Origin of the sequence: Rhodoferax sp. (genome assembly GCF_030653815.1) — a bacterium.
Taxonomy (GTDB): domain Bacteria; phylum Pseudomonadota; class Gammaproteobacteria; order Burkholderiales; family Burkholderiaceae_C; genus Rhodoferax.
Window position 1 is genome coordinate 1 of sequence record NZ_JAURYQ010000024.1, and the last position, 19,230, is coordinate 19,230.

Genomic DNA, 19,230 nt, shown 5'->3' on the forward strand with positions numbered 1-19,230 from the left:
GGCCGAGGTGCACATCGGCAATTTTGTCGAAGTCAAGAACTCCACCCTGGCCAAGGACGCCAAGGCCAACCACCTGGCCTACCTGGGCGACGCCACGCTGGGCGAACGCGTCAACTATGGTGCCGGCTCCATCACCGCCAACTACGACGGTGCTTTCAAACACCGCACCATCATCGAAGCCGACGTCCACATTGGCAGCAACTGCGTGCTGATTGCGCCCGTGACCATTGGCGCCGGTGGCACCGTGGGGGGCGGCTCGACGCTGACCAAAAACACCGCGCCGCTGGCCCTGACCGTGGCGCGCGGGCGCCAGATCAGCATCCCGAACTGGAAGCGGCCGAGCAAGTAAACGCTACGGCAACGGCACACGCGCGCCGAACTTGCTGCGTTTGATGCTGAAGAAGGTCTTGACGTTGCGCACGTTGGCATCGAACGTGAACAGACGCTGGGTCAGCGCCAGATAGTCGGGCATGTCACGCGCGTGCACTACCAGGCAAAAGTCAGGGCCCGGCGACACGCGGTAACACTGCTGCACCGCGTCGTCCTGCGCCACTTTGAACTCGAACGCCTCCAGCGCGGCCTGGTCCTGTCGGTCCAGCGTGATCTCGACCACGGCACACAGGCCGTGACCGATGATGGGCGCCAGGGCATCGACACTGAGCACGGCAATTTCACGCTCGATCAAACCCGCATCGCGCAGACGCTTGACGCGGCGCAGGCAGGTGGGTGGCGACACATGCACCCGCTCGGCCAAGGCCTGGTTGCTCAGCGACGAGTCAAGCTGCAGGCTTTCCAGCAGCTGCAGGTCGATGGCGTCGAGTTCAGCTAGCGGCAGGTTCACGCGCGGCGGCGCTCCAGCCAGGCCTGCAGCTCACCAATCACCCCTTTGCGGAAAGCCAGCACGCACAGCACAAAGATCACGCCAATGATCACGTTGACCCAGGAGCCCACCTTGTCGGCCAGCGTGTTCTGCAGGGAAATCACAATGCCAGCACCCATCACCGGGCCAAAGAAAGTGCCGACGCCGCCCAGCAGCGTCATCAGGATCACTTCACCGGACATGGTCCAGTGCACATCGGACAAGGTGGCGAAACCCATGATCAGGGTCTTCAGCGAGCCCGCCAGCCCCGCCAGCGCAGCAGACAGCACAAAGGCCAGCAGCTTGTAGCGGTCCACCTGGTAGCCCAGCGAGATGGCACGCGGCTCGTTTTCCCGGATCATCTTGAGCACCTGCCCAAAAGGCGAATGAACGATGCGCGAGACCGCCAGAAAGATCGCCACAAAGACGGCCACCACCAGGTAATACATGGCGGTGTCCGACTGCAGCGAAAACACGCCAAACAGCGCGCCGCGCGGCACCCCCTGCAGGCCATCCTCACCCCCGGTAAACGGCGCTTGCAGGCAGACAAAGTACACCATCTGCGCAATGGCCATGGTGATCATGGCGAAATAGATACCCTGGCGGCGGATGGCCACCAAACCCACCACCAGGCCGATCAGGCCAGAACCGATCATGCCGGCAAGGATGCCGAGTTCGGGTGTGAAGTTCTGCGACTTGATCAGGTAACCGGTGATGTACGCTGCCGAGCCAAAAAACGCCGCATGGCCAAACGACAGCAAGCCGGTAAAACCCAGCAGCAGGTTGAAGGCACAGGCAAAAATGGCAAAGCACAGCAGCTTCATGACAAAAACCGGGTACAGCCCGAGCATGGGCGCCAGCAGTGCCAGCATCAGCAATAAAAAGTAAGTGAGCTGAAGGAGCCTGGCTGCCCGGTTCATGCGCTTGTTGTCGGTTATCGGGTTCATGACTTAGGCCTCCTTGCCAAACAGGCCAGCCGGGCGAATCATCAGCACGATGACCATGATGACAAACACCACAATGCTGGAGGCTTCAGGGTAGAACACACGTGTCAGGCCTTCAATGACGCCCAGCCCCAAACCGGTCAGGATCGAGCCCATGATGGAACCCATGCCGCCGATCACCACCACGGCAAACACCACAATGATCAAATTGGAACCCATCAGAGGATTGACCTGGATGATGGGCGCGGCCAGCACACCGGCCAGCGCGGCCAGGGCGGCACCGGCGCCGTAGGTGAGCATGACCATCAGGGGCACGTTGATGCCAAAGGCCTGCACCAGCGCGGCATTTTCGGTGCCGGCACGCAGGTAAGCCCCCAGGCGCGTGCGCTCAATCAGATACCAGGTGCCCAGGCACACCGCCAGCGACACCAGCACCACCCAGGCGCGGTAGTTCGGCAGCACCATGAAGCCCAGGTTGGTGGCACCCGACAGCAGTTCGGGCACGTTGTAGGGTTGACCCGACACACCATACAACTCACGGAAAATGCCTTCGGCAATCAGCGCCAGGCCAAAAGTCAGCAGCAGGCCGTAGAGCGGATCGAGCTTGTAGAGGTGCTTGAGAAACAGCCGCTCGATGACCACGCCCAGCAGCCCGACGCTCAAAGGTGCGAGCAGCAGCGCCCACCAGTAGTTGATGCCAAACTGGTCCAACATGATCCAGGCGGCAAAGGCGCCCAACATGTAAAGCGCACCGTGGGCAAAATTGACAATGCCCAGGAGGCCGAAAATAACTGCCAGCCCGAGGCTGAGCAGAGCGTAAAAAGCGCCATTGACCAGCCCCAGCAGCAATTGGCCGAGAAAAGCTTGATGGGGAATACCGAAAATTTCCATGAAAGCTGCTTACTTCCTGCTGTGAAAGGCGGTCAATGACGACATGAGACGCTGTACCCTGGGCAGGCGCTTACTTTTTAAGCAACGCGCACTTGGACTCGGCCGGCGTGGTGAAGGCCTGGTCGCCAGGAACCTTGGCGATCATGGTGTAGTAGTCCCAAGGGGTGGTCGAGTCTTTGGATGACTTGACCTGGTACAGGTACATGTCGTGGATCATGCGGCCGTCCGCGCGAATCTGACCCTTGTTGTAGAAGTCATCGATCTTCATACTCTTGAGGGTCGACATGACCTTGTCGGCGTCGGTGGTTCCGGCAGTCTGCACGGCCTTCAGGTAGTTGGAGGCGGCGGAGTAATCGGCAGCCTGCACGCTGGTAGGCATGCGCTTGAATTTTTCAAAGAAGCGCTTGGCGAATTTGCGCGACGCGTCGTCCTGGTTCCAGTACCAGCTGTCGGCCACTTGCAGTCCTTCGGCGTTGGCCAGACCCAGGCTGTGCACGTCGGTGATGAACACCAGCAGGCCCATCGGCTTCATGGTCTTGGTGATGCCAAACTCCTTGGCCGACTTCATGGCGTTGGAGAAGTCGCCGCCGGCATTGGCCAGGCCCAGCACCTGGGCTTTGGACGATTGCGCCTGCAGCAGGAACGAAGAAAAGTCGGAGGCATTGAGTGGATGGCGCACCGCACCTGCCACCGTGCCACCGTTGGCCTTCACGATGGTGGAGGCGTCGCCTTCCAGCGAGTGGCCAAAGGCGTAGTCGGCCGTCAGAAAGAACCAGCTCTTGCCGCCGGCCTTGACCAGGGCGGAGGCGCCCACCTTGGCCAGCGCCACGGTGTCGTAGGCGTAATGCACGGTGTAGGGCGAGCAGGCTTCGTTGGTCAGGCGAGCCGAGCCGGCGCCAATTGAAAAGAAGGGGCGCTTCTTTTCCTCTGCCAGCTTGGCCATGGCCAGGGAGGTGCCCGAATTGGTGCCGCCAATCAGCATCGACAGGCCATCCTTGTCGATCCACTCGCGGGCCTTGGAGCTGGCCACATCGGCCTTGTTCTGGTGGTCGGCGGTCAGCACTTCAATCGGACGGTTCAAGACCTTGCCACCGAAATCCTGGGCCGCCCACTTGACCATTTCGCCGCCAGCAGGACCGTCCAGGTCAGCATAGACGCTGGACATGTCGGTGATGAAGCCGATCTTGACCGGGCCGGTGTTCTGGGCGGAGGCAGCAGCGGCAAAGCCGACGGCCAGGGCGGTAACGAGTGTCTTGAGTTTCATGGTGTCTCCTGAGGGGTTGAGTTGTTGTTGCAGGGCGGAAAAAAGGGGTGAAGGGCTGGCAAACGCGGCGTCAAACGCCCAGGTACTCTTGCAACATACCCATGTTTTGGCTCAGTTCGGATTGGGCAAAGTCTTTCACAATACTGCCATGCTCCATGACGTAGAAACGGTCAGCCAGCGGCGCGGCAAAACGAAAATTCTGCTCGACCAACACAATGGTGTAGCCCTTGGCTTTGAGCGCCAGAATCATCTCTGCGAGTTTTTGCACAATGACCGGCGCCAACCCTTCCGAGATTTCATCGAGCAACAGCAAGCGCGCGCCAGTGCGCAAAATACGCGCCACGGCCAGCATTTGCTGCTCGCCACCCGACAGGCGGGTACCGGGGCTGTTGGCGCGTTCCTCCAGATTGGGGAACATGGCATAAATCTCTGCCACGGTCATGCCGCCCGGCGCCAGGGTAGGCGGCAGCATCAGGTTTTCTTCGGCGGTCAGGCTGGCAAAGATGCCGCGCTCTTCCGGGCAGTAGCCAATACCCTGGTGGGCCACCTTGTGCGGCGCCATGCGAATGGTCTCGACGCCCTTGATCTTGATGGAACCTTTACGGCTGCCGGTCAAACCCACGATAGCGCGCAGGGTGGTGGTGCGGCCAGCGCCATTACGCCCCAGCAGCGTCACCACTTCACCTTGGTTGACGGTCAGGTTGACACCATGCAGGATGTGGGACTCGCCGTACCAGGCTTGCAGATTCTCAATGCGTAAAAATTCAGTGCTCATTCAGTGGGCACCCTGAAGTTCAGTGTTGACCGAACCCATGTAGGCTTCGATCACCAGCGGATTTTTGGACACCTCGGCGTAAGGGCCGTCGGCAATGATGGCACCGCGCTGCAGCACCGTGATGCGGTCGGCAATTTTGGACACCACATTCATGTTGTGCTCCACCATCAGGATGGTGCGCCCGGCAGACACTTTTTTGATCAGCTGCGTGACCCGGTCCACATCTTCGTGGCCCATGCCCTGCGTGGGCTCGTCCAGCAGCATCAGCGCCGGCTCCAGTGCCAGTGTCGTGGCCAACTCGAGCGCACGCTTGCGCCCATAAGGCAAATTGACGGTCATCTCATTGGCAAAGTCCTGCAGGTCGACCTCGGCCAGCAATTGGCGGGCACGTTCGTGCAGCGGCAACAACGTGCTCTCTGGTTTCCAGAAATGAAACGACGTGCCCAGATTGCGCTGCAGCGCGGCGCGCACGTTTTCCAGTACTGTCATGTGCGGGAAGACGGCGGAGATCTGGAACGATCGCACAATGCCGCGACGCGCGGTTTGCGCCGGTTTTTCCAGCGTGATGTCGGTGTCATTGAACAGGATACTGCCTGCGGTGGGCTGTAAAAACTTGGTCAGCAAATTAAAGAACGTGGTCTTGCCGGCGCCATTGGGACCAATCAGCGCATGGATTTGGCCACGGCGAACCTTCAGGTCCACCCGGTTGACGGCGACAAATCCCTTGAATTCTTTGGTCAAACCACGGGTCTCAAGAATGAAATCCACTGACAAATTGCGCTCCATCTAACTGGTTGAAGTCGATCGGAACGGGGTCCGTCAACACGAAATTGCATGCTAACGAGTTGTAGAGCAACTGGTTACCGGGTAATCACTTAGGTAGTTTTACCGCCCTGCGTCAACCCAGGACACACCCGTGACAAAGCCTATCAATTAATTTAATTATTTCAAAAACATTTAAATTTTGAAATCTTTTTTATATTTTTATACAAAACGAAATAACGTTGCATTAAAGAAATATAAATGACCAATTATTTCCCATCAACACGCGTACCATCAGTCCACTCATTTTTGGAGCAGTCTATGTGTGGCATTGTCGGCGCGGTATCCCATCACAACATCGTCCCCATCCTGGTGCAAGGCCTGGCCCGGCTTGAATACCGGGGTTACGACTCCTGCGGCGTGGCGGTGTATGCCAAGGGCTTGACGCGCGCCCGCAGCACCGCCCGCGTCTCGGAGCTGATGGAACAAATCAACACCACCGGGTTGCAGGGCACCACCGGCATCGCCCACACCCGCTGGGCCACCCATGGCGCACCGGCCGTGCACAACGCGCATCCGCACTTCAGCCACGGGCCCGGCCTGGACGCCGCCAGCCGCCCCGGGCGTATTGCCCTGGTGCACAACGGCATCATTGAAAACCACGACGAATTGCGCGCCGCCCTGCAAGCCAAGGGCTACGTGTTTCTGAGCCAGACCGACACCGAGGTCATTGCCCATCTGGTCGACAGCCTGTACGACGGCGACCTGTTTGAAGCCGTCAAGGCCTCACTGGCATCGCTGCAAGGCGCCTACGCCATTGCGGTGTTCTGCAAAGACGAACCGCACCGCCTGATTGGCGCCCGCGCCGGCTCGCCGCTGATTTTGGGCGTCGGCACCGACGCGCATTACCTGGCCAGCGACGCCATGGCCCTGGCCGGCGTGACAGACCAGATTGTTTACCTGGAAGAAGGCGATGTGGCCGACATCCAGCTGGGCAAGTACTGGCTGGTCGACAAGGCCTTCAAGCCCCTGAGCCCGGCCCAGCGCCCGGTCAAAACGGTGCATGCGCACAGCGGCGCGGCCGAACTGGGCCCCTACCGCCACTACATGCAAAAGGAAATTTTCGAGCAGCCGCGCGCCATTGCCGACACGCTGGAAGGCGTGGACGGCATCGTGCCCGAACTGTTCGATGGCGCCAGCGCCAGCGCGGCACGCGTCTTCAAGGACATCGACGCGGTGCTGATTCTGGCCTGCGGCACCAGCTACTACAGCGGCTGCACCGCCAAGTACTGGCTGGAGAGCATCGCCAAGATCCCGACGCAGGTCGAAGTGGCCAGCGAATACCGTTACCGCGACTCGGTGCCCAACCCACGCACCCTCATCGTCACCATCACCCAGTCGGGCGAAACCGCCGACACCCTGGCCGCGCTGCGCCACGCGCAAAGTCTGGGCATGACACACACCCTGACCATTTGCAACGTGGCCACCAGCGCCATGGTGCGCGAATGTGAACTGGCCTACATCACCCGCGCTGGCGTGGAAATTGGCGTGGCCTCCACCAAAGCCTTCACCGCCCAACTGGCTGGCTTGTTTTTGCTGACGCTGGCCTTGGCGCAGTCGCGCGGTTTGCTCAGCGACGCAGAAGAAGCGCGCCACATCAAGGCCATGCGGCATTTGCCCGCCGCCTTGCAGTCGGTGCTGGCGCTGGAGCCGCAAGTCATTGCCTGGGCACAGGACTTTGCCGCCAAGGAAAACGCACTGTTCCTGGGCCGCGGCCTGCATTACCCGATCGCGCTGGAAGGCGCCTTGAAACTCAAGGAAATCAGCTACATCCACGCCGAGGCCTATCCCGCAGGCGAGCTCAAACACGGCCCGCTGGCGCTGGTCACCAGCGCCATGCCGGTGGTGACCGTGGCGCCCAACGACGCGCTGCTGGAAAAGCTCAAGAGCAACATGCACGAGGTGCGCGCCCGCGGCGGTGTGCTCTATGTGCTGGCCGACGCCGACTCGCACATTGCCAGTGGCGAGGGCCTGCATGTGATCCGCATGCCCGAGCACTACGGCGAACTTTCACCCCTGCTGCATGTGGTGCCGCTGCAGTTGTTGGCCTACCACACGGCGTGCGCGCGCGGGACCGATGTGGACAAGCCCAGGAACCTTGCGAAGAGCGTCACCGTCGAGTGACCCCGACAGAGCCTCAGTTACCCCTGGCGCTGCCTTCGCGGCGCGGGTCGGCACCCCCCGCGTAGTTGCCGGCTGCCGGATGGCGTGACAGCAGACCGGGCTGGCCATCGGCGCGGAAGCCGTTGAAGACCACACCGTGCAAGCCGCTGGAAAAGCTGGTGGTTTGCACCACCGTGTGGCCACGCGCCTTCAGCTCGTCGCGAATGGCCGGCGTGTCGATCAACGAACCTTTTTCGAGCGAGGTCGTGGCGTTGGTCTGGGCGCCAAAGTTGGGCAGGTTGATGGCCTGCTGCACGTTGAGCTTCCAGTCAATCATACCGATCACGGTCTTGGTGGTGTACTGGATGATGGCGCTGCCACCGGGTGACCCGATGACCGCCTCCAGGTCTCCCGAGGCGGCGTTGAACACCATGGTGGGCGCCATCGAGCTGCGCGGGCGCTTGAGCGGCTCGACCCGGTTGGCCACCCAACTGCCATCAGTGTCTTTGTCAGTGAACGAGAAATCGGTCAACTGGTTGTTCAGCAAGAAGCCCCGCACCATTTGCAGGCTGCCAAAGCCATTCTCAATGGTGGTGGTCATGGCCACGGCATTGCCATGGCGGTCCACGATCGACAGGTGGCTGGTGGACGGCAGGTTGGCCGAGCTGTCGGTGCCGGCCGGATGGAAGACTCCCGCGGGCTCACCGGCGGTAGGGGTACCCATGGACTTTTTCATGTCGATCAAGCTGGCGCGCTGGTTCAGGTAGGCCGGGTCCAGCATGCCGGCCTGCGGCAGCGTGACAAAGTCCGGGTCGGCAATGTACCTGGCGCGGTCAGCGTAGGCCAGTCGGTAGGCTTCGGAAATCACGTGCACCGAATCAGCGGTGTTGGCCTTGAAGCCGGCCAGATCAAAGTTTTGCAGCATACCCAGCGTTTGCAAGGTGGTGATGCCGCCCGAACTCGGTGGCGGCATGCCGCAGACCTTGTAGCGGCTGCGGTACACCGCGCACACCGGCGTGCGCACCTTGCTGGTGTAGCCGTTGAGGTCAGCCAGGGTCAGACGCCCCGGGTTGGTCGGGTGGCTGCGAACCTTGTTGACCATGTCCTGTGCCAATGAACCGGTGTAGAAGGCGTTGGCACCGCCGCTGGCAATGCTGCGCAAGGTGGCGGCCAGCTCGGGGTTTTTCAGCAAGGTACCGGTGGCCTTGGCGCTGCCGTCGGCATTCAGGAAGTGGCTGGCGGCGGGCTCGCCTTGCGCCTTGATGCGCGCGGCGCTGGCGACAACGGACACATGCATGCGCTCGCTGATGGCAAAGCCGTCTTCAGCCAGTTGAATCGCCGGCCCAAACAAATCCGCCCATGGCAACTTGCCATGCGCCTGGTGTGCGGCCTCCAACATGCGCAACAGACCGGGCGTGCCGACCGACAAGCCGCCATCGACTGCCGCAAGAAAGCCCAGTGGCTTGCCACTGGCATCCTGAAACAGCTTGGCCGAAGCCGCCGCCGGTGCTGTTTCGCGCCCGTCATAGGCCAGTAGCCTGTCGGCTGACTTGTCAAAGTGCAGCATAAAGGCCCCGCCGCCAACGCCGGACGACTGCGGCTCAACCAGGTTGAGCATCATCTGCACCGCAATGGCCGCATCCACCGCGCTGCCACCGCGCGCCAATGTGTCCACGCCCACCTGCACCGCCAACGGATTGGCAGCCGCCACCATGTCATGATGGGCATAGGCGATCAGCTTGGCGGTGTAGCCGGAGGGTGGCTCGGGCGGCATGAACTGCTCGATGGGTTCGGCGCGCAACAAGGGCTGCTCGCTGGCACCCAGGCTGGTGCTCAGACTCAATACGGCCAGCGTGACCACGGCCACTCGGCGCAGGGGAAAACACGATGTCATAAATGGATTCCAAAAAGTCGTACCAACAGTTGGACGCCCGCAAAGGCAACTTTTGCTTCCTTACGTCATATCCGGTAATGTCGTGTCCGGTTATCCCGGCAAGGTGCATTCAGGACTATAGTGGTTTGCTCAACAACGCAACGCAAGGAGCGCGAAATGGAAAACAACAACCCGAGTTCAGCAGGCAAATGCCCCGTCATGCACGGCGGCGCCACCTCGGCCAGCATGACCAAGAGTGACTGGTGGCCCAAGGCCTTGAGCCTGGACATCCTGCACCAGCACGACAGCAAGACCAACCCGATGGGCGCGGACTTCAACTACCGCGACGAGGTCAAGCAGCTCGACGTCGATGCGCTCAAAAAAGACCTCAAGGCTTTGATGACCGACAGCCAGGACTGGTGGCCGGCCGACTGGGGCCACTACGGCGGCCTGATGATCCGCCTGGCCTGGCATTCGGCCGGCACCTACCGCATTGCCGATGGCCGCGGCGGTGGCGGCAAGGGCAACCAGCGCTTTGCGCCGCTCAACTCCTGGCCCGACAACGCCAACCTCGACAAGGCGCGCCGCCTGTTGTGGCCGATCAAGAAAAAATACGGCAACAAGCTCAGTTGGGCCGACCTCATCATCCTGGCTGGCAACATGGCCTATGAGTCGATGGGCCTGAAAACCTTTGGTTTTGCCTTTGGCCGCGAAGACATCTGGCACCCCGAAAAAGACATCTACTGGGGCGCTGAAAAAGAATGGCTGGCACCCAGCGGTGGCGCCAACAGCCGTTACTCGGGTGAACGCGACCTGGACAACCCGCTGGCGGCCGTGATGATGGGCCTGATTTACGTCAACCCGGAAGGCGTGGACGGCCAACCCGACCCGCTCAAGACCGCCCAGGACATTCGTGTCACCTTCGAGCGCATGGCCATGAACGACGAGGAAACCGTGGCCCTGACCGCCGGTGGCCACACCGTGGGCAAGACCCACGGCAATGGCAGCGCGGCCAAGCTGGGCCCGGCTCCCGAGGGCGCTGAGCTCCAGGAGCAAGGCCTGGGCTGGATCAACCACAGCAGCCGTGGCGTGGGCCGCGACACCGTGACCAGCGGCATCGAGGGCGCCTGGACCACGCACCCGACCCAGTGGAATGTGGGCAAAGGTGGCTACTTCGACATGCTGCTGAACCACGACTGGGCGCTCAAAAAGAGCCCGGCCGGTGCCTGGCAGTACGAGCCGGTCAACATCAAGGACGAAGACCGGCCAGTGGACGTCGAAGACCCGTCGATCCGCTGCAACCCGATCATGACCGATGCCGACATGGCCATGAAGATGGACCCAGCCTACCGCAAGATTTCGGAACGTTTCCAGCAGGACCCGGCGTACTTTTCAGACATGTTCGCGCGTGCCTGGTTCAAGCTGACGCACCGCGACATGGGCCCCAAGGTCCGCTACCTCGGCCCGGACGTGCCACAGGAAAGTCTGATCTGGCAAGACCCGGTGCCCGTTGGCCGCACCGATTACGACTTGGCGGCGGTCAAAGCCAGCATTACCGCCAGCGGCCTGAGCGTGGGTGACCTGGTGGCCACCGCCTGGGACAGCGCCCGCACCTTCCGCGGTTCGGACAAGCGCGGTGGCGCCAACGGCGCGCGCATCCGCCTGGCGCCGCAAAAGGACTGGGCCGGCAATGAACCCGCCCGCCTGGCGCGGGTGCTGGCCGTGCTGGAAGGCATTGCGGCGCAAACCGGGGCCAGCGTGGCCGATGTCATCGTGCTGGCGGGTAACGTCGGCGTCGAGCAGGCAGCCAAGGCGGCCGGCTTTGACGTGACCGTGCCCTTTGCGCCGGGCCGGGGCGATGCCACGCCGGACATGACCGATGCGGAGTCGTTCGCGGTGCTGGAGCCTTTGGCTGACGGTTTCCGCAACTGGCTCAAAAAAGACTTTGTCGTCAATGCCGAAGAGTTGTTGCTCGACCGCACCCAGTTGCTGGGCTTGACCGCCCACGAGATGACCGCACTGGTGGGCGGCCTGCGCGTGCTCGGCACCAACCATGGCGGCAGCCAGCATGGTGTGCTGACCGAGCGGGTGGGTACCTTGAGCAACGACTTCTTCGTCAACCTGACCGACATGGCTTACTCCTGGCAACCCGCTGGGCGCAACCTGTACAACATCTGCGAGCGCAAGGGCGGCGCGGTCAAGTGGACGGCCTCCCGGGTTGACCTGGTTTTTGGTTCGAATTCGGTGCTGCGCGCCTACGCCGAGGTGTATGCCCAGGACGACAACCAGGCCAAATTTGTGCAGGACTTCATCGCGGCCTGGGTCAAGGTGATGAACGCTGACCGCTTCGATCTGGCCTGATTCAGTCGATCCGGTTCAGAACAACTTTTCTCAGTGAAACATCAATTCGGTCATAACTGACACAGCCGTCCTTGTGCACCGGTGAAACCACCATCTCAAACATGGCGCGGCTGCCCTGCGGAATGTCGGCGACCGGCGAAGTCAGGTCACGGAAGGACTGCTTGCCGTCACTGAAAAAATTGAAATCGATGACAGTGCGGCGGCCCAAAATCTGGTGTGAGTCGTTGTTGAGCGTGCCAGAAACAAAGGCAAAGCAGCTCACGCCATTGATGGTGGAAATTTTCCGCTCGATCTGATAACTCACACTGACACCCCCCCCCAATTCAAGCTGGTGTTTTTCCAGCTTGGGTGCTGGCGTCGCCGCGGGGCGAGGCACGTCAGCGGGTCGGGTGGCACAGCCAGCGATCGTCAGGACCAACACGGCGAGGCAGGCCCGTTCTTTGACCCAGGAGAAAAGCAGGGGTTTCATGATCTTCCCGTTCAGCAACAGGCCGAGGCCGCCAGACTCACTTCACCAGCAGCACCGGCACCGTGGACAGCTTCACCACCTTGGTGGCGACCGAGCCCAAGAGCAGGCCAGCGACACTGCCCAAGCCACGGGCACCCATGACAATCAGGCTGCAGCCTTTGTCCGCGGCGAATTCGACCAGGGTTGGCGCAGCCTCGCCCAGCATGATGTGAGCCGAGTAGGCCAGTCCGGCAGACTCGAGCTTTTGCCGGGCTTGCGCCAGCGCTGCATCGCCCGTTTCGCGGTGGAAATCATTCACCACTTTTTCCTCGATGAAGCGGGTGATGTCATTGGACAGCGGCGGCTGCACATTGACCAGCAGCAGTTGCGGCCGTGTCAACCGATTGGCAGCTTCGGTGATCACGTAGTCAATGACTTTGAGCGACGGCTCGGAGCCGTCAATGGCAATCAGCCAGGATGTGTTCATTGCAGTGCTCCTCAGTGTTTCGCGTTGACGGACTCGGCGGACAGTTCCACCGCCTTGGGCGGCGTGCGCCGGCTGCCCAGCCATTTACCCACCAGAACCACCAGCAGGGCACCGGTGACGGCGAAGACCTGGCTGGCATAGGGAATGCTTGCGGCCACCGTGGGCGGCATGGCCGGATCGGTGACCATCATGCCGCCGGCGATCCAGCCCAGCAGCGCTGCGCCCAGGGTGATCACCATGGGGAAACGGTCCATCAGGGTGAGGACGATTTTGCTGCCCCAGACCACGATCGGGATCGACACCAGAATACCGAAGGTGACCAGCACCATGGAGCCGTGCGAGGCACCCGCCACGGCAATCACGTTGTCCAGGCTCATCACGGCGTCGGCCACCACAATCGTCTTGATGGCGGCCATCAGCGTGGTGCCGCCGTCAATACCACTGCCATGTTCGTCGTCATGCTCGGGCAGCAACAGCTTGATGCCGATCCACAGCAACAGCAGCGCGCCAACAATCTTGAGGTAGGGCAGCGCCAGCAGTTGCAGCGCGAAGAAGATCATCACCACGCGCAGGCCGATGGCGCCGACCACGCCCCAGAAAATGCCTTTGCGGCGTTGTTCAGGTGGCAGTTTGCGGCAGGCCAGGGCAATGACCACGGCGTTGTCGCCACCGAGCATGATGTCGATGGCGATGATCTGGAGCACGGCAATCCAGAACAGGGAGGAACTGATGTCAGGCATGGCGAAAAAAATGTAAGAAAGGGTGAATGGTACCCAACTTTCACAATCGACTGAAGCGCAGGGTGTACAGTGGGTCGTGCCAACTTACAAATCGACTTCATGACCAACGCCCTGTGGTTTTTACTGGTGGGCTCCCTGCTGCTGACCCGGGGACTGACGGCCTCCCTGCTCAAAAACCTGCCCGTGACCCCGGCCATCGTCTATCTGGCCGTGGGGCTGCTGGTGGGGCCGACGGTGTTCAATTTCTTTCACTTCAATCCGCTCAAGGAGTCGGCGCTGCTGGAGGTATTGACCGAAGTGGTGGTGCTGGTCTCGCTGTTTTCTGCGGGTGTCAAGATGCCGGTACCGGTGAGCCTGACGCGCTGGCGGGCACCGATCCTGTTGGCTTCGCTGTCGATGGTGGCCAGCGTCGCACTGATCGCGGCCTTTGCCTACTACCTGCTGGATTTGCCTCTGGGCGCCGGCATTTTGCTGGGCGCCATCTTGTCGCCCACTGACCCGGTGCTGGCCACCGATGTGCAGACCCGTCATCCGGGAGACCGTGACCAACTGCGTTTCACCCTGACCTGCGAGGCCGGCATGAACGACGGCAGTGCTTTTCCGTTCGTGATGCTGGGGCTGGGGCTGCTCGGGCTGCACGAGCTCGGTGACTCCGGCCTGCGCTGGGTGCTGGTCGATGTGCTGTGGGCCACGGCAGCCGGCATTGCCATCGGGGTTGCCGCCGGCGTGGCACTGGCGCATGCGGGCCGCAAATTGCGTCAACTGGCACCGGCGCACGCCCTCATGAATGACTTTCTCGGGCTCGGGCTGATCGGGGTGGTGTACGGCGTGAGTGTGCTGGTGAATGCCTGGGGCTTTCTGGCGGTGTTTTTTGCCGCCGTGGCGCTACGACAGACCGAAGTCAAACACCTTAACGCGCGCTTGGCCAGCGTGGCTCAGGAGCCCGAGCGGGCTCCCGCAACAGCAGCGCCCGCGACCGAACCTCAGGCCGTCACAGAAACCATCAGTGCGCAATCGCTGGTCTTCAAGGAGCACCTGGAACGGCTCTCGGAAATGGTGCTGGTGCTGCTGATCGGTGGCTCGCTGTTTCTTGATTCCTGGAGCTGGCGTGCCGTGGCGTTGGCGTTCTTCGTCTTTGCCATCGTGCGCCCCGTCAGCGTGCTGGCGGGCTTGACGGGCACTGGCACGCCATGGACGCTGCGTAACCTGGTGGCCTGGTTTGGCGTGCGCGGCATTGGCTCGCTGTACTACCTGATGTATGCCATCCAGCATGGCCTGCCCGAAGGCTTGGCGCTGGAGCTGATGCAATTGACGCTGATCGTGGTCACCCTGTCCATTTTTGTGCATGGCACCAGCGTCAAACCGCTGCTGGGCCGCTTTTGGCGCTATCGCCAGTATTTGCCGGAATGGCGCAAAGGCGCCGGCCCGCCGCCGCCCGGTTAATTGTGATTTTTGCTGCGTTGGGCCTTGAGCACCACCGGGGTGTGACGCAAATTGCGCAGTGCGTTGTCCAGCTGATGCACGTCGCGCACGGCAATGATGAAGCGCATGTCAATGGCGCCCTGCGGTGACTCGTCGGCCATGGTCACCTGGGTGATATCGACCTCAGCGGCGGCCAGGGCTGCCGCCACTTTGGCCAGCACGCCCTTGCCGTTGTTGACCGTGACCACAATGCCGGTCTCGAAAGCGCGCACGGGTTCATCGGCCCACTCCACCGCAATGAAACGTTCGCTGTCCTTGTTGTTGAGTTTGACGGCCAACGGGCAATCGCTGTTGTGGATGGTCAGGCCTTCGCCGCGCCCCAGATAGCCCACAATGGTGTCGCCCGGAACGGGGCGGCAACAGCTGGCAAAACGCACCGAGGTGTTTTCGCTGCCATCAATGGCCACGCTGCCCTGGGCCAGCGACTCGCCAGCGGTAAAACGCTCGCGCGTGAGCAGCAGGGGATCGGGCTTGGCGCCAACATCGGACAGCAACTTGGTCAGGCGCTTGGCCACAATGCTGGCAATGCGCCGGCCCAGGCCGATTTCCACCAGCAACTCAGAACGGGTGCGATTGCCGCTGAAGCGCAGCAGCTTGTCCCAGACCTCCGCCATGAGGCCCTGCTCATCGGGCAACTGTTCGATGCCTTCGGCGCGCAGCGCCTGCACCAGCATTTTTTCACCCAGGTTTTCCGAATCGCCCTGTGCCAGCGTGCGCAAGTGCTGGCGAATCTTGGAGCGTGCCCGTGCCGTGCGCACAAAGCCCAGCCAGGCCGGGTTGGGGAAGCAAGCCTTGTCGGTGATGACCTCGATCACATCGCCATTTCTGACCTCGGTACGCAAGGGCACCTGCTCGTTGTTGACCTTGGCCGCCACCGCGTGGTCGCCCACATTGCTGTGAATGGCGTAGGCAAAGTCGACCACGGTGGCACCGCGCGGCATCGCCATGATGCGGCTCTTGGGCGTGAACACATACACCGCATCAGGGAACAGGTCGACCTTGACATGCTCCCAGAACTCGGCCGCGTCGTGGGTTTCGTCGCCGATGTCCAACAGTGACTGCAACCACTTGGACCCCAGGCGGTCCGGGTTGGCATTGGCATCGCCAGGGCTTTCCTTGTACAGCCAATGCGCGGCCACCCCGGTTTCGGCCACCAGGTGCATGGCCTCGGTGCGCACCTGGAACTCGACATTGATGCCCGATGGCCCCACCAGGGTGGTGTGCAGCGACTGGTAGCCATTGATCTTGCTGATGGCAATGTGGTCCTTGAATTTGCCCGGCACCGGTTTGTAGAGCTGGTGCAGCAGCCCCAGCGCGGTGTAGCAGTCAATCAGGTCGGGCACGATGACCCGAAACCCATAGATGTCGGTCACCTGGGCAAAGCTCAGGTTCTTGTCCGTCATCTTGTGATAAATCGAATACAGGGTTTTTTCGCGGCCGGAGATGCGCACCGTCATGCCATGGCGGACAAACAGGGCTTCGAGGTCGGCTTGCACTTTCTGGATCAGGTCGCGACGGCGCCCGCGGGCCTTGGCCACCGCCTTGCTCAAAATGGCGTAGCGCCAGGGCCGCAAAAACCGGAACGCCAAGTCCTGCAACTCCCGGTAGGTCTGGTTGAGCCCCAGCCGGTGGGCAATGGGGGCGTAGACCTCAAGGGTTTCCGACGCAATGCGCCCCCACTTGGCGCGCGGCGCGTCGGCCAGCGTGCGCATGTTGTGGGTGCGGTCGGCCAGCTTGATCAGGATCACGCGCACGTCACGCGCCATGGCCAGCAGCATCTTGCGGAACGATTCGGCCTGGTTTTCCTCACGCGTGTTGAATTGCAGCTTTTCGAGCTTGGTCAGGCCGTCCACCAATTCGGCCACAGGCGAGCCAAAACGCTCGATCAAATCCGGCTTGGTGACGTCGCAGTCCTCCAGTGCATCGTGCAACAGGGCGGCCATCAAGGCCTGGGCATCCAGCTTCCATTCAGCACATTGGGCCGCCACGGCGATCGGATGGGTGATGTACGGTTCGCCGCTGTTGCGCAGCTGGCCCAGATGGGCTTCGTCGGAAAACCGGTAAGCGAGCCGGACACTTTCCAGATCGCTGGCACTGAGGTAATCGAGTTTACTGGTCAGGCCGGCAAAACTGGCCGCCGCTGCGTTCGATCCGGCAGAACTCAAGGGCGTGGGCGCGCCAGCCCCTGGGGTGGCATCTGACGGGGTCTTGTTGATGGCGGCGCGCATGCCATGAATATAGCGCGCCTGATGCAGATTTGAGCAGCACCAACAAAAAAGCACCGCGAGCGGTGCTTTTTCGACAGGACCGGAAAGCGCGCTTTACAAGGGCACTTTTTTCAGCATTTCAATGCCGACCTTGCCGGCTGCGATTTCACGCAAGGCCGTCACGCCGGGCTTGTTCTTGCTCTCGACCTTGGCGGTGTGACCATGGCTCAGCATGCGGGCACGGTAGGATGCCGCCAACACCAGCTGGAAGCGGTTAGGGATCTGCAACAGGCAGTCTTCAACAGTGATACGGGCCATGAATTCTCCAAAACCAGGTGGGGCGCACTAGGCGATATGCAGTGCTTGAAAGGTGTCTGCTCTGGCGCGGCGCTGCGCCAGATACTTGAGTCGCTGTGCGTGCACAATGGATTTGAGGTCAAACACGGCGCGATCGAACAGCTCGTTGATTATAACGAAGTCGAATTGCGCCACTTGTGCCATCTCTGTTGCCGCATTTTCGAGCCGGACGTCGATCACATCAGGTGCATCTTCACCCCGACGCTCCAGGCGCGAGCGCAGCTCGTCCCAACTGGGCGGCAAAATGAAAATGGTGACGGCATTGGCAAAGATTTTCTTGATTTGCAAGGCGCCCTGATAGTCAATTTCCAGAATGACGTCCGAGCCCTGCGCCATGCGCTCTTCGATGGCTCTTTTCGAGGTGCCGTAACGGTACTTGTGCACATGGGCCCACTCGACAAAGGCATTGCCCTGCACCATGGCATCAAACTCGGACTCGGAGACAAAAAAGTACTCACGCCCATGTTTTTCCTGGCCGCGCGGCGCCCGCGTCGTGTGCGACACCGAAGGCCGCACCAGCGCATCGAGTTCCAGCAAGGCTTTCACCAGGCTGGACTTGCCAGCGCCGCTCGGGGCGGCCACAACAAACAGATTTCCGGGGTAGTCGATCACGGCGGGGCTCTTTTGAAAAGACGGCAATGGGGCTTATTCTATGTTTTGGACTTGTTCGCGCATCTGCTCAATCAGCACCTTCATGTCGACCGAGATGTGCGTGAGCTCCAGCGCCGCCGACTTCGAGCCCAGCGTATTGGCTTCGCGGTGCAGTTCCTGGATCAGAAAGTCGAGCCGCTTGCCGACCTCGCCACCCTTGGCCAGCAGCCGCTCAAGCTCATCCAGGTGCGAGCTCAACCGGGTCAGCTCCTCGGCCACGTCGATGCGGATGGCAAACGCGGTGGCCTCGGCCAGCGCCCGGTCCTGCGCGGCTTCGGGCAGAGCGCCGCCCTCGACCAGACCCATGGCATCACGCCAGCGGTCCAGAAAACGCTGGCGTTGTTGCGCCACCAGTTGTGGCACCAGCGGTTGCGCCTGCGCCGCCAGGCTGCGTAATTGCGCCATGCGATCCTGCAGCATCAGCACCAGACGGGCGCCTTCGCGTTCGCGGGCTGCCATCAGCGACTGCAGCACCTGCTCGGCCAGCGCCAGCAGGTCGGCCTGCCAATCGCGCTCAACGCCCGCGCCGCCCGCTGTCAGCCGAATCACATCGGCCACGCTCAAGGGGGTGGCCAAGGGCAACCAGGTCCGGACGTTGTCCTGGATGGTGTTGAGGCGTTGCAGCAGCCTTGCAGAGGGCTCGGCCACCTGGTTGGCGGCATTGCTTTCCAGCGCGGCCCGCACCTCGACCTTGCCGCGCTTGAGGCGGCGCACCAGCAACTCACGCAAGGCCGGCTCGAAGCCGCGCAACTCTTCTGACAGTTTGAAAGTCAGGTCAAGGTATCGGCTGTTCACCGAGCGGATTTCCAGCCCCAGACGGGCCGCTGACGAAGGCGTGCTGTCGGCCGTGGAGGAAGTGGCGCCAGCGCTGTGCTGGGCACTGGCATAACCGGTCATGCTGTAAACTGACATATCAATCATCTGTGGTGTTAAGTGGTCGCAAGAATAACACCCGGCTCCAGCAAA

The 19,230-nt window shown here is 61.5% G+C and carries 18 protein-coding genes; 4 read left to right on the forward strand and 14 right to left on the reverse strand.

Annotated elements, in window-relative coordinates; all coding sequences use genetic code 11:
* On the forward strand, positions 1-349 hold a 349-nt coding region (locus Q7U49_RS08910), incomplete at its 5' end, for a DapH/DapD/GlmU-related protein (protein ID WP_304763867.1).
* 3 nt (positions 350-352) lie between these two features.
* Here the strand turns inward: Q7U49_RS08910 and Q7U49_RS08915 are convergent.
* The 6 genes from Q7U49_RS08915 to Q7U49_RS08940 all read right to left on the reverse strand — a co-directional run bounded on the left by Q7U49_RS08915 (position 353) and on the right by Q7U49_RS08940 (position 5,507).
* Positions 353-835, reverse strand: a complete 483-nt coding sequence (locus tag Q7U49_RS08915) for an Lrp/AsnC family transcriptional regulator (RefSeq protein ID WP_304763955.1) — start codon at positions 833-835, stop codon at positions 353-355.
* A gap of 2 nt (positions 836-837) precedes the next feature.
* Complete coding sequence (locus Q7U49_RS08920; RefSeq protein ID WP_304763957.1) at positions 838-1,779, reverse strand: branched-chain amino acid ABC transporter permease; 942 nt, start codon at positions 1,777-1,779, stop codon at positions 838-840.
* A 30-nt stretch (positions 1,780-1,809) separates the two neighbouring features.
* A complete protein-coding gene (locus Q7U49_RS08925) occupies positions 1,810-2,694 on the reverse strand; it encodes a branched-chain amino acid ABC transporter permease (RefSeq protein WP_304763869.1) in 885 nt (294 codons plus the stop codon).
* 70 nt (positions 2,695-2,764) lie between these two features.
* Entirely contained in the window at positions 2,765-3,958 is a 1,194-nt protein-coding gene (locus Q7U49_RS08930; RefSeq protein WP_304763870.1) for an ABC transporter substrate-binding protein, read from the reverse strand.
* Positions 3,959-4,028: 70 nt separating this feature from the next.
* Positions 4,029-4,733, reverse strand: a complete 705-nt coding sequence (locus tag Q7U49_RS08935) for an ABC transporter ATP-binding protein (protein ID WP_304763871.1) — start codon at positions 4,731-4,733, stop codon at positions 4,029-4,031.
* Complete coding sequence (locus Q7U49_RS08940; protein ID WP_304763872.1) at positions 4,734-5,507, reverse strand: ABC transporter ATP-binding protein; 774 nt, start codon at positions 5,505-5,507, stop codon at positions 4,734-4,736. It lies immediately after the preceding gene.
* Positions 5,508-5,816: 309 nt separating this feature from the next.
* Here Q7U49_RS08940 and glmS point away from each other — a divergent pair, with 309 nt between their 5' ends.
* Positions 5,817-7,679, forward strand: a complete 1,863-nt coding sequence (gene glmS / locus Q7U49_RS08945) for a glutamine--fructose-6-phosphate transaminase (isomerizing) (RefSeq protein ID WP_304763874.1) — start codon at positions 5,817-5,819, stop codon at positions 7,677-7,679.
* A gap of 13 nt (positions 7,680-7,692) precedes the next feature.
* Here the strand turns inward: glmS and ggt are convergent, their stop codons facing one another.
* Positions 7,693-9,552 carry a gamma-glutamyltransferase gene (gene ggt / locus Q7U49_RS08950; protein ID WP_304763875.1) on the reverse strand — a complete coding sequence of 620 codons (1,860 nt, stop codon included), beginning with the start codon at positions 9,550-9,552 and terminating at the stop codon, positions 7,693-7,695.
* A gap of 156 nt (positions 9,553-9,708) precedes the next feature.
* Between ggt and katG the strand changes: the two genes are divergently transcribed.
* Positions 9,709-11,892 (forward strand): catalase/peroxidase HPI, encoded by a 2,184-nt coding sequence (katG, locus tag Q7U49_RS08955; protein WP_304763876.1) that lies wholly within the window; start codon positions 9,709-9,711, stop codon positions 11,890-11,892.
* Between the two features lies 1 nt (position 11,893).
* Here the strand turns inward: katG and Q7U49_RS08960 are convergent, their stop codons facing one another.
* From Q7U49_RS08960 to Q7U49_RS08970, 3 genes are read right to left on the reverse strand one after another with little or no spacing between them, the layout of a single operon-like run.
* Positions 11,894-12,361, reverse strand: a complete 468-nt coding sequence (locus Q7U49_RS08960; RefSeq protein ID WP_304763878.1) for a hypothetical protein — start codon at positions 12,359-12,361, stop codon at positions 11,894-11,896.
* A gap of 37 nt (positions 12,362-12,398) precedes the next feature.
* A complete protein-coding gene (locus tag Q7U49_RS08965) occupies positions 12,399-12,827 on the reverse strand; it encodes a universal stress protein (protein WP_304763879.1) in 429 nt (142 codons plus the stop codon).
* An 11-nt stretch (positions 12,828-12,838) separates the two neighbouring features.
* The gene (locus Q7U49_RS08970) at positions 12,839-13,567 is read right to left on the reverse strand and encodes a TerC family protein (RefSeq protein WP_304763880.1); all 729 of its coding nucleotides are present in this window, start codon (positions 13,565-13,567) and stop codon (positions 12,839-12,841) included.
* Between the two features lie 99 nt (positions 13,568-13,666).
* Here Q7U49_RS08970 and Q7U49_RS08975 point away from each other — a divergent pair, with 99 nt between their 5' ends.
* Positions 13,667-15,010, forward strand: coding sequence for a sodium:proton antiporter (locus tag Q7U49_RS08975; RefSeq protein WP_304763882.1), 1,344 nt, complete (start codon positions 13,667-13,669; stop codon positions 15,008-15,010).
* Here Q7U49_RS08975 and Q7U49_RS08980 read toward each other — a convergent pair.
* The 4 genes from Q7U49_RS08980 to Q7U49_RS08995 all read right to left on the reverse strand — a co-directional run bounded on the left by Q7U49_RS08980 (position 15,007) and on the right by Q7U49_RS08995 (position 19,176).
* Complete coding sequence (locus tag Q7U49_RS08980; RefSeq protein ID WP_304763884.1) at positions 15,007-17,277, reverse strand: bifunctional (p)ppGpp synthetase/guanosine-3',5'-bis(diphosphate) 3'-pyrophosphohydrolase; 2,271 nt, start codon at positions 17,275-17,277, stop codon at positions 15,007-15,009. The genes Q7U49_RS08975 and Q7U49_RS08980 overlap by 4 nt on opposite strands.
* A gap of 93 nt (positions 17,278-17,370) precedes the next feature.
* Positions 17,371-17,574, reverse strand: a complete 204-nt coding sequence (rpoZ, locus tag Q7U49_RS08985; protein WP_296159786.1) for a DNA-directed RNA polymerase subunit omega — start codon at positions 17,572-17,574, stop codon at positions 17,371-17,373.
* Between the two features lie 27 nt (positions 17,575-17,601).
* A complete protein-coding gene (gmk, locus tag Q7U49_RS08990) occupies positions 17,602-18,222 on the reverse strand; it encodes a guanylate kinase (RefSeq protein WP_304763958.1) in 621 nt (206 codons plus the stop codon).
* A 36-nt stretch (positions 18,223-18,258) separates the two neighbouring features.
* Positions 18,259-19,176: a YicC/YloC family endoribonuclease gene (locus Q7U49_RS08995; protein ID WP_304763885.1), complete on the reverse strand. Its 918-nt coding sequence runs from the start codon at positions 19,174-19,176 to the stop codon at positions 18,259-18,261.
* Between the last annotated feature and the right edge of the window lie 54 nt (positions 19,177-19,230).

Excerpts from the sequence above, each read along its gene's own strand:
- Q7U49_RS08995 (WP_304763885.1), bottom strand. The coding sequence starts at position 19,176 with ATGTCAGTTTACAGCATGACCGGTTATGCCAGTGCCCAGCACAGCGCT.
- katG (WP_304763876.1), top strand. The coding sequence starts at position 9,709 with ATGGAAAACAACAACCCGAGTTCAGCAGGCAAATGCCCCGTCATGCAC.
- Q7U49_RS08925 (WP_304763869.1), bottom strand. The coding sequence starts at position 2,694 with ATGGAAATTTTCGGTATTCCCCATCAAGCTTTTCTCGGCCAATTGCTG.
- Q7U49_RS08965 (WP_304763879.1), bottom strand. The coding sequence starts at position 12,827 with ATGAACACATCCTGGCTGATTGCCATTGACGGCTCCGAGCCGTCGCTC.
- Q7U49_RS08975 (WP_304763882.1), top strand. The coding sequence starts at position 13,667 with ATGACCAACGCCCTGTGGTTTTTACTGGTGGGCTCCCTGCTGCTGACC.
- glmS (WP_304763874.1), top strand. The coding sequence starts at position 5,817 with ATGTGTGGCATTGTCGGCGCGGTATCCCATCACAACATCGTCCCCATC.
- ggt (WP_304763875.1), bottom strand. The coding sequence starts at position 9,552 with ATGACATCGTGTTTTCCCCTGCGCCGAGTGGCCGTGGTCACGCTGGCC.
- Q7U49_RS08980 (WP_304763884.1), bottom strand. The coding sequence starts at position 17,277 with ATGCGCGCCGCCATCAACAAGACCCCGTCAGATGCCACCCCAGGGGCT.
- rpoZ (WP_296159786.1), bottom strand. The coding sequence starts at position 17,574 with ATGGCCCGTATCACTGTTGAAGACTGCCTGTTGCAGATCCCTAACCGC.
- Q7U49_RS08935 (WP_304763871.1), bottom strand. The coding sequence starts at position 4,733 with ATGAGCACTGAATTTTTACGCATTGAGAATCTGCAAGCCTGGTACGGC.
- Q7U49_RS08920 (WP_304763957.1), bottom strand. The coding sequence starts at position 1,779 with ATGAACCGGGCAGCCAGGCTCCTTCAGCTCACTTACTTTTTATTGCTG.
- Q7U49_RS08970 (WP_304763880.1), bottom strand. The coding sequence starts at position 13,567 with ATGCCTGACATCAGTTCCTCCCTGTTCTGGATTGCCGTGCTCCAGATC.
- Q7U49_RS08960 (WP_304763878.1), bottom strand. The coding sequence starts at position 12,361 with ATGAAACCCCTGCTTTTCTCCTGGGTCAAAGAACGGGCCTGCCTCGCC.
- Q7U49_RS08930 (WP_304763870.1), bottom strand. The coding sequence starts at position 3,958 with ATGAAACTCAAGACACTCGTTACCGCCCTGGCCGTCGGCTTTGCCGCT.